The following is a 10,533-nucleotide window of genomic DNA, read 5'->3' on the forward strand; positions in this document are numbered from 1 at the left end:
TTCACCACAGCCTACGACGAGTATGCGATCCAGGCATTTAAATACAATAGCATAGACTATCTGCTCAAACCCATTGAAAAGGATCAGCTGGAAGCTGCCATCGCAAAACTTGAAAATTCTATACAGCGATCGTATCAGCAATCTCCTTTAATCGAAGAGTTGCTTGCACGCGTCCAGCCAAAAGAATACCGGACGCGTTTCTTTCTTCCTTACCGGGATGGCTATAGAAAAATCAATGTGGAGGACATTGCCTTTTTTCATTCCCATATGACCATTACTTATGCGCACTTATTTAATGGGGAAAAGATCGTAGTGCCCCAAACCTTGGAAATGCTGGAGCCAGAATTGGAACCCAAAAATTTCTTCAGGGTAAACCGCCAGTACATTCTACATGTAAACGCTATTGAAAAGGTCCATAACTTCTTCAATGGCAAGTTAAAGCTCCATATAAAAAATTGTACCGATCCAGATGTTGTAGTCAGCAGGACAAAAGCTCCTTTATTTAAAATGTGGCTGGATTATTAATCAGAACTGCACAGTCAATGTTCTTCTTCAAAAAACAAATAAAAAAACCTTCCGAACCCCTGTATAATTTTTCAGGAGGCCCGGAAGGCTACAAAGTCATTCCTTAATTTCAGATTTTATTTCTTGCTATAATTCGAATACTCGGTAATGGTTTCTACAGTAACCGGTTGCCCCATAAATTTTGCCTGCATGTTGAGGTTCTGGCTTAAGCAGAAGTAACGTTTCGCCTGATCATTCCAGTTGAATTTCATCACAATATCAAACTTTTCTGCATTTAGAATCTTGATTTTCACAGGCTTTTCATTGAGTACCTGTACTTGTTCCAATTTTTTGGTTTTGAGGTTGATGGTCATATATGATCTGCAATCCTTCATAAAGGCCGCATCTTTGGGAACAGCATTGGGATCTGGTTTATAACTGATCACCAGGTGGTCCGGAGATTCCTTCTCGATCTTGTAACTTGATTCATCTGTCTGGTCTGATGTGGACTGCTTAGCTTGATTTTTCCGAAAAGTATTGGTCTCTGATTTTGAAGGAGATTTTCCATCAACAGAAACTACCGTCCATTGCTCCTCCTTAGGACTTGACGGATCAAATTTAGCCACTGTGGTATTTTGTTTACCTGCCGTTATCGTTGTCTGCTTGAAGTCATAAGCATAGTCTTCTGGCTGTTGAGTAGTGCTGGCATTCAGTATACTGGCATCAATACCATATTTAGATAAGGTGCTCAATACAGTAAATTTTTGCGCAGAAGCAGTGAGTGTAGAGATCACCAGAAGGAAAAGAGCTGCTGCTGTCTTCATCATTCCCGGTTGTAATCCAAGCTTCGTTCTTTCCATATGAGCAATTTTGATTTCGGGATTGGCAGTATTTAAGCCTGTCAATGCCATTGCATTTCTTGTTTTCATTTTTTCTATATTATTTACTTTGATGGTGCAAAACTATACGCAATCAAAGCTGCATAAACGGAGTTTTTAAGTGAACCAGCAAAAACCTCAGTTGAATTGTTGAAAGGGGACATTGAATTGTTACTTGGTTGAGTAGCGGCTCAGCCGATAGCTCTGGCAGCACAATCTGTTGATAAATACTATTGGCACTTACACTACTTTTTTACTGGCTTTCCTTTCTTATCTTTGCAATAAATATTAGGTATTGCAAATGTGAACTTGAGCTATTTTTTGTTGATAAAAACAAAACATTGTCGCCATTTTCTGCCTTTTATTTAAAAACCTATCCAATACACGAAATAACAAGCATGGACGAAAAGATAATTTTTTCAATGGCCGGGGTAAATAAGATTTATCCCCCTCAGAAGCAAGTACTAAAAAACATATACCTTTCCTTTTTTTATGGAGCAAAAATAGGCGTTATCGGTCTGAACGGCTCAGGAAAATCATCTTTATTAAAGATTATAGCCGGCCTTGATAAATCTTTCCAGGGCGAGGTGGTATTCTCTCCAGGTTATTCTGTAGGTTATCTTGCACAGGAACCGGAGTTGGACGAAAACAAAACGGTACGGGAAGTTGTAGAAGAAGGCGTAGCTGAGATTACCGCCATTTTAAAAGAATATGAAGAAGTTAATGAAGCATTCGGTTTAGAAGAGAATTATTCTGATGCCGATAAGATGGATAAATTGATGGCCCGCCAAGGTGAGCTGCAAGATAAAATTGATGCCGTTAACGCCTGGGAACTGGATTCCAAACTTGAACGTGCGATGGATGCGCTTCGCTGCCCGGATCCGGAGACAAAAATAGGCGTTTTATCTGGAGGTGAGCGCAGACGTGTGGCCATGTGCCGTTTATTGCTGCAGGAACCAGATGTTCTATTGTTAGATGAGCCGACCAACCACTTGGATGCAGAAAGTATTGACTGGCTGGAGCAATTCTTAAAAGACTATAAAGGAACTGTAATTGCCGTAACCCACGATAGGTATTTCCTTGACAATGTTGCTGGCTGGATCCTGGAATTAGACCGCGGTGAAGGCATTCCATGGAAAGGAAACTATTCGTCGTGGTTAGATCAGAAGGCCAAACGCCTTGCACAGGAAGAAAAAACAGAAAGCAAGCGTCAGAAGACCCTGGAACGCGAGCTGGAATGGGTACGTATGGCACCAAAAGCCAGGCATGCAAAATCGAAAGCACGTTTATCGAACTATGATAAATTGGCCTCGGAAGATGGAAAAGAAAGAGAAGACAAATTGGAGCTGTTTATCCCGGCTGGTCCAAGATTGGGTAATGTGGTGATTGAAGCCAACAATGTAACTAAGGCTTATGGTGATAAAATTCTATTTGAAAACCTGAGTTTCTCCCTTCCTCCTGCTGGAATTGTTGGAATCATCGGACCAAATGGAGCTGGAAAGACAACTTTGTTTCGCTTAATTACAGAGCAGGAAACACCGGATACAGGAACTTTCCGGGTTGGTGAAACCGTTGCTTTAGGTTATGTGGACCAAATGCACAATGACCTGGATCCAAACAAAACGGTATACGAAAACATCACCGATGGCTTAGACAATATCCAGCTGGGCAATAAAGCAGTGAACGGACGTGCCTATGTGTCTAAATTCAATTTCAATGGCGGGGACCAGCAAAAGAAAGTAGGCATCCTTTCCGGAGGAGAAAGAAACCGGGTGCACTTGGCCATTACCCTGAAAAAAGGGGCTAATGTGCTCTTACTCGATGAGCCAACCAATGATATAGATGTCAATACGCTAAGAGCTCTGGAAGAAGCCTTAGAAAATTTTGGTGGTTGTGCGGTAGTGATCAGTCACGACAGATGGTTCCTTGACCGCATTTGTACACATATTTTAGCTTTTGAGGGCGACTCGCAGGTTTACTTCTTTGAAGGTAACTACAGTGAGTACGAAGAAAACCGCAAAAAACGATTGGGAGATATTACTCCACATCGCATTAAATATAAAAAGCTAGTTTAATTAGGTTTATTGGTATTAACCTCCAAATTGTTGGAGGTTAATGCTAAAACTCAACTGCAAATACCTGGTGATCTGGGTATTTCTACTATCTGTAATGGAGTTATCTACCACACTTCGAATCAAAGAATTCCCCTGATTAAATAGATCGTAAGCCTGGAGCTTTAAGGTAGCCTGTTGCTTTTTAAAGAATGTTTTTTGGATGCTGGTGTTAATGATCAGTGGATTTTTAGCATCTACAGCATAACCAATATTAATTCGCTTGGAACCATCCAGTCCAATAGATATGGTGGGTGTAATGAATGTTTTTAAATTGACATTAAATTCATAGATCTGAATGTCTTTTAATACACCCGTAGGCAGAGAATATCTATTGCTGCTATAGGTGTAATTTGCATCTGTACTGAGTGTAATCCCCTTCTGATTCATCCTCAACATGGCCGCCTGCGAGAAATTAAAGCCCCTGTTGTTGTTCAGTATATTATCCGTGTAGGACACGTTATTGGCAAAACCCACACTTCCCCGAAACTCTACATTAAATTTATTCTCTACAAAAGGTTTTGACCAGGAATACAAGGCATCAATTCCATAAGTTCCATTGGCATTTTCAAAATGAGTTTCCTGTTTCAGGCTGTTCAATGTGTCTGGCTTCAGGATAACATTACTCACCACCTGGTCCTGTACAAAATTAGAATTAATCCCTAACATTAGTGCCCTACCATTAACCGGATTACTGTTCTGATAGGTCAGGCTGGAATTGTGATTGAAAGTTGAACGGAGGTTTGGATTTCCAATGACTATATTTTGTAGATTTCTGGTATTAGGTACTGGTTGCAGCTGAGCAAGATTGGGAGCTACACTACTTCCATTGTACAAAAAGGTGATACTCGTTTTCTGAGAAAGAATCAGACTCAGATTAACCACTGGAGCAAGATTAAATCCAGCATGGTGGATCTGGCTAACCGGTTGCTCATTATCAACAATAAGCAGATTAGGTTGTGCTGTCATTCCCAAACTATAGGTCAGATCATCTGAACCAAATCTGTAGCTCACGCCAATTAGATGCGAAATAAATTTTGAAGTGTATTTTGTACTAAGTGAGTCTACGATCCTGCCATTTACAGTATGATTGTTAATACGTGTCAATAAATTATTGTCATTTGTTTCCATTTGAAAATTATAATAAATATCCACGTTACGGCTGGAAGAGGCATTTTGACTGCCTCCGATAGGCTCGCTAAATCTAAAACTACCACCTAAATTCTGAGATCGGTTCCTGGTATCAACCAGTCTGTTCAAAACTGAATCTTTTGCAACTGTTGGCTGCCCCGGTTCATAGTAACCTGTACGGCTGTCCAGGTTCTCTGATAAATCGCTCGTGCCATTTTTTGCTGTCATCCCTATAGAAAGATTCCTTCCTGGCTTATCAAAACGGTAAGCCCAGGCTATATTTGCGTTAAAATCGGGCGTATATTCCTTAGTCGAAGTATTGTTAAACTGATCCTGCCGGATAATACCCGTTTGATTGGAACCACCCATATATTGATTATTTGTATTCAAAAAAGTACCAATAATACCCGCCTGCAGATAGCTTTTCTCCTTAACAGATTGAATGTTCCAGTTTAAATTATGCTTGCTGCTTTTTACATTTCTTTCGTTATCATTAGTGGTAAATATGGTACCTAGAGAATTCAATGTCTGTATAAAATCCAGCTGATGCGTTTGGTTTCTAACGTTATCAAAGGAATAACTCATGCTCGCTGTCAGGTCCGGGCTTAATTTATCCCTGTAATTAGCCCCTGTACTGATCGTCCTGTTTACACCAGCAGAATTATTCGTACTGATGATATTTCCTTTTATGCCGATTTGTTTTTTCTCCCGCCACAGATTAGCATTAGTTTGCAAACCATATCTGTCATTCGTTCCTCCGTTTACTGCGGTATTCCCAAAATTCCCTTTATTGCGACCGGGTTTAGTCACCAGGTTCAACATTTTCTCTGAAGCGCCTGTCTTTACGCCAGTGAAATTCGCTTCATCCCCATAATCATTGATTACCTGCACCTTTGCTACCATATCTGCCGGAAGCTGAGCAATAAAATCCTTTACATTATTGGTGAAAAAATCTTCTCCGTTTACTCTTAACTTGGTCATTGATCTCCCCATTGCTGTCACCTTACCATCATTATCAACGTTAATGCCCGGAAGCTGCCGCAACAGGTCTTCTACCCGGTCAGTCTCCCTAACCATATAAGCTGCTGTATTATACTCCACAGTGTCTTTCATTAGACGTATTGGAATAACCTTTGCTTTGATGACCACTTCTTTAAGCGTATTGACATCCTTTTCCATAACCGCCTGTATGGCAATATTCCTTTGTTCCGGACTGAAGGTATATTTCCGGCTAAAGGGCAAATACCCCATTGCATTTATGGTTAAGTATATTTCGGATGTCACAATCCCGATGACTGTAAATTTACCTCTATAATCAGCAGTCCCCTTAAGTGTATCAGTACCAGTAATAATTTGTATACCTGCAGCCGGAACAGGATGATTCAACGAATCCCTCACAATTCCTGTTAGCTTATAGTTAGACTGGGCAATGAGATTGGAAATGAAAAACAGATGAATTGCAGTTATAAAGATGAGGCCTTTGTAACGATATAGATTTACATATGATTTTAAAAACCTGTTCATCGGCATCAGCACAATTTATGAATATAAAGTTACAATAGTTTTAGAGTCTGACGATGTTTCAGGCAATTCATACTATGCGAACATAATAAAAAACTTTAAAATTTTCAGCATCCCATAACGACACTATTTCTTACCTGAGTACTCCTATAAAGTTAAACAAAAAAGCATGATGATGTTGATCCCAACAAAACCATGCTCAATTAAAAGGAAATTAGAAGTAATATTTTAAGGAATGGTAACCGTTTTCGCCTGCAAAGTGTGCGCACTGAAAAATCCCTGCGCCCCACCAGTCAGATTAGTGATTGGATTAGCCGGAGCTGCACCATTATTGCCACCACCATATGCCCCATAGAGACTGTTCAGATAGGTGTAAACCGACGCATCAATGCATGACATTTCAACTTTTAGGCGATCTCCTCTTTTCAGGTCATTGACTTTGTCATTTGTTTCATTATCAAATGACAGTCTTTCACTTACTTCTGTACCCGGGGTAAAATCATCATTAAGCAAATCGTATCCTTTCTGATTTTTGTCATTAACATATTTCCTGAACCAATAATAGTTCTTCACATTAGGAATGTCCTTATATCTGACCGTAACAATCGTGTTTTGAGGATCGAAGTCTCCGGATTTAATATAAGCATCAATTAAAGGGACCAGCTCAGGCATCGTACTCGAGGCCGTAAAAGTCTGCCCGTCTACCTGAACATTTAAATGATAGGTTTGGCCTGGAGTTCCCTGAATGGTGCTCACTTCATAAACTCCCTTGCTTGTTTCAGGAAGCACTGTACTGGTTCCATTGTTTTCTATTTTAACAACTGCTCCGCTAATTCCCTCAAACTGATTGTTGTCGGTTAAGTTTTTTGTTCTGCTAACAAGCACTTTGCACACGCCTGGTTCATTTGTAATTCTGCCCTCAACAACATACGTTGGCTTATTTTCTTTGGGACCAATATCTATGATTTTCCGGCAAGACCAGATTAATATCGAAAACATACCTAAAAGAATAAATTTTATAACTTGTTTCATCTGTGTAAGATTTACTTTTCTTCTCATTAAAATTTAAAATTGTAAGAAACCGATGGTATAAACCTGAAAAGAGAGGTTTGTTCGGCAACGGTCTGGCTAGGGTCATTTTCATTGTCTTTGAACCTGATCTCATAAGCATTTTGCCTGCCATAGGCATTATATAAACTAAAATTCAGCTCAGAAGAGAACTTTTTGGTCTGCTTTAGCAAGCGAGTTGCACCCAGGTCCAAGCGGTGGTAGTTGGGCATACGATCTCCGTTACGGTTTGAATAATAGAAATAATTCTGATCCAGAACCTTATATTTTCCAATAGGGAAGGTAACTGCACTTCCTGTCGAAAATACCCAGTTAGCAGAAAGAGACCACTTTGGATTCAACTGATACATCATGACCACTGAAATATCATGGGTTTTATCCTGGCGGGCATTATACCAGTTGTTGTTGTTGATTCCGTCAATTTTTCTTTCAGACTTCGACAGGGTATAAGCCAGCCAACCAGTTAACCGACCGGTTTTCTTTTTTAGAGAAAATTCTATACCATAAGCTCTTCCAATACCAAAAAGAAGCTGGGTTTCAATTGGCCGGTTTGTAAAAATCTCTGCACCATTCTTATAATCCACCTGGTTTTTCAGACTCTTATAATAAGTCTCCGCTGTAAAATCAAAAATATTATCCAGTATATTTTTATAATAGCCCAATGAAAACTGATCACTGGTCTCCGGTTTAATAATATTGGTACTCGCCACCCAGCGATCTGTTGGAGATGTCGAAGTAGAGTTGGAAATCAGGTGCAGATTCTGAACATTTCTAACATAAGAAGCTTTCACAGAAGAGGATTCGTTCAATTGTAAAGCTGCAGAAGCCCTTGGCTCCAGGTTTAGATAAGTTTTTACTACTTCACCGCTTTTATAACTGGTCGTTCCGGTAACAAGGCCATCACTGTTGATCTGATAGTAATCTCCTTTTCCCAAAATACTAAATGCCGAAGCACGTAAACCATAAGTTATGCTTAATGCATCACTCGCCTTCCATGTATTACTCACATAAGCTGCACTTTCTATAGAATAACGGTTCTGAAGATCCTGGGAAACGTATCCATTATCTCCCGATGCGCGTACTTCACCAGGTTTAATCGTGTGATATATAGCATTAACCCCCACGCTAATGGTATTTCTCTCATTTGCATACCATTGCAGGTCTTCTTTAACATTAAAGTCCCTGATCTGTGAAAACAGAGACAGAGTACTGCCTTTACCATCAGATTTTATGGTATAATCGTAATTACTATAAATCAGGGAAGTATTCGAGAATAATTTACTATTAAAGATATGATTCCATCTCAGGGTTGCGGTACTGTTTCCCCATCTTATTCCGTTAACTCCTTTCGACTCCAGGACGTCCTTACCAAGGTATCCGGAAACGAAAAGCCTGTCTTTTTCACCAAGGAAATAATTGGCTTTCATATTCACATCATAAAAATAAAGCGATGAATTTTTAAGATTGGTGTCACCGGACAATTTCAGAAACATATCCAAATAGGTTCTTCTGGCAGAAATAAGAAAAGAAGATTTATCCTTTTGAATCGGACCTTCTACATTCACTCTGGCGGATATCATACCAACGCCCCCGCTTACTCCAAACTTTTGATTGTTTCCATCATTCATTTTGATATCAAGTACAGAAGATAATCTGCCTCCGTACTGCGCGGGCATACCACTTTTATATAGGGTAACATTCTTAATCGCATCAGAATTAAATGTAGAAAAGAAACCCACCAAATGCGTCGCGTTGTATACCGGAGCTTCATCCAAAAGGATCATATTCTGATCGGCTGATCCCCCGCGGACGAAAAATCCACCACCCCCTTCGCTGGAGGGTTTTACGCCTGGCAATAACTGAATAGCCTTAATAACATCGCGCTCGCCAAGCAAAACAGGGATATTATTCGTCTCGGCAATGCTTAAACGCTCCATTCCCATTTGCGGATTGTCCAAATCCCTTTTCGATCCGGAGGAGGTAATTTCAACGGTAGATAGTTCGTTCACATCCTCTTCCATATCTATATTAAAAATACGATTGGCCGTCAGGTCAATCTGTGCACTGTATTTTTTAAACCCTACAGCCCCTACTTCCACATAATAGCTTCCCGATGGTAAAGACAAAGAATAGAATCCATATTCGTTACTCAAGGTTGATTTTTGGGAGCCCGCCACTTTTATGGTTGCAGCAATCAGTGTTTCTCCCGTTTTTTGAGCTTTAATAGATCCACTTAAGGTAAAGGTCCCAGAACCTGAACCCCGAATAGCCGCTGGACCGGCTTCTGGCTTTTTTGACTTCGAATCGTCAGCACGTATAAAAATTTCCTTATCCAATAGCGTAAAAGAATAAGGTTTTCCAGAAAAAATCTCATTCAACACCTCCTTTATCGTTTTGCCCTGCACTTTCAGGTTTACTTTCAGATTACTCTGCGCAATCTGTTCATTATAGGTAAATTTAACACCGCCGACCTTGGATATTTTATCCAGCGCGGCCTTTAGATTTTCGTTAACAAGGTGGATAGTGATTCGCTTTTCAAGAGCACTTTGAGCATAGGACTTGATCTGAATAACAAGACCAATCAATAGAATTAAGCAAAAGAACCATTTAGGTCCAGATTTATTCATAACTTTATAATTAATGTTGATTAATAGCTGTCATCAGTTCTTCAGGCTTTGACAGTTTAGAAATTCATGATGCCCGTTTATGTCCTGTACATAACCGGGCAATTTTATTTTGAAATTACATACACTCCTCCTTTTTTCTGCCACATCGCATCCATAACCAGGCATAGCTTATCCAATGTATGGTCTACTGGATCTGTCATCTTTAGATGGCCATAAAAAGCACTTTCCTCCAGATTTCCTCCTTCCAGCTTTATTTGGATTCCGTACTGTATCTGCAGATCAGAGATCACCGCTGACAGGGTTTCTCCGTTATAATCAAACAAGCCCAAACGCTTGCTGAGGAAAGACGCGGCTGCAGGAAAGTCTCTCTTGATCATCCTGAAACCTTTTTTATCCACCAAAATCTGCTGATTAGCAACAATAGTACTTTGGATAACTCTATCGTTATTTTCCAGAGCTACAGCAACTTTACCGGTAACCAGGGTTACTTCCACATCATGGTTTAATCTATAAGCCTTTACATTAAAACTGGTTCCCAGTACGGTTGTACTTACAGCGCCGCTTTGTATCACAAAAGGATGTGTGGCGTCATGTTTAACCTCAAAAAAAGCTTCCCCTTCCAATTTAACTGTTCTTTTAACACCGCTAAACCGATCGGGATAATTAAATTTAGAACGCGGGCCTAACCATACT

General features: G+C 40.0%; 7 protein-coding genes. 2 read left to right on the plus strand and 5 right to left on the minus strand.

The window, feature by feature from the left end:
* On the plus strand, positions 1-525 hold a 525-nt coding region (locus tag VNZ46_RS05310; RefSeq protein ID WP_325559083.1), incomplete at its 5' end, for a LytTR family DNA-binding domain-containing protein.
* A gap of 116 nt (positions 526-641) precedes the next feature.
* Here the strand turns inward: VNZ46_RS05310 and VNZ46_RS05315 are convergent.
* Positions 642-1,433 (minus strand): hypothetical protein, encoded by a 792-nt coding sequence (locus VNZ46_RS05315; protein ID WP_325559084.1) that lies wholly within the window; start codon positions 1,431-1,433, stop codon positions 642-644.
* A gap of 347 nt (positions 1,434-1,780) precedes the next feature.
* Between VNZ46_RS05315 and ettA the strand changes: the two genes are divergently transcribed.
* A complete protein-coding gene (ettA, locus tag VNZ46_RS05320; RefSeq protein WP_316837399.1) occupies positions 1,781-3,457 on the plus strand; it encodes an energy-dependent translational throttle protein EttA in 1,677 nt (558 codons plus the stop codon).
* A 15-nt stretch (positions 3,458-3,472) separates the two neighbouring features.
* On the opposite strand, the gene VNZ46_RS05325 is transcribed toward ettA, so the two are convergent.
* The 4 genes from VNZ46_RS05325 to VNZ46_RS05340 form a co-directional block, all read right to left on the minus strand.
* Positions 3,473-6,148: an outer membrane beta-barrel protein gene (locus VNZ46_RS05325; RefSeq protein WP_325559085.1), complete on the minus strand. Its 2,676-nt coding sequence runs from the start codon at positions 6,146-6,148 to the stop codon at positions 3,473-3,475.
* Between the two features lie 225 nt (positions 6,149-6,373).
* Positions 6,374-7,177 (minus strand): DUF4249 domain-containing protein, encoded by an 804-nt coding sequence (locus VNZ46_RS05330; protein WP_325559086.1) that lies wholly within the window; start codon positions 7,175-7,177, stop codon positions 6,374-6,376.
* A 26-nt stretch (positions 7,178-7,203) separates the two neighbouring features.
* A complete protein-coding gene (locus VNZ46_RS05335) occupies positions 7,204-9,840 on the minus strand; it encodes a TonB-dependent receptor (protein WP_325559087.1) in 2,637 nt (878 codons plus the stop codon).
* 104 nt (positions 9,841-9,944) lie between these two features.
* Positions 9,945-10,533 (minus strand): FecR family protein (locus VNZ46_RS05340; RefSeq protein WP_325559088.1); only part of this gene is annotated, 589 nt, incomplete at its 5' end.

The organism is Pedobacter sp. (assembly GCF_035566355.1).
Taxonomy (GTDB): domain Bacteria; phylum Bacteroidota; class Bacteroidia; order Sphingobacteriales; family Sphingobacteriaceae; genus Pedobacter.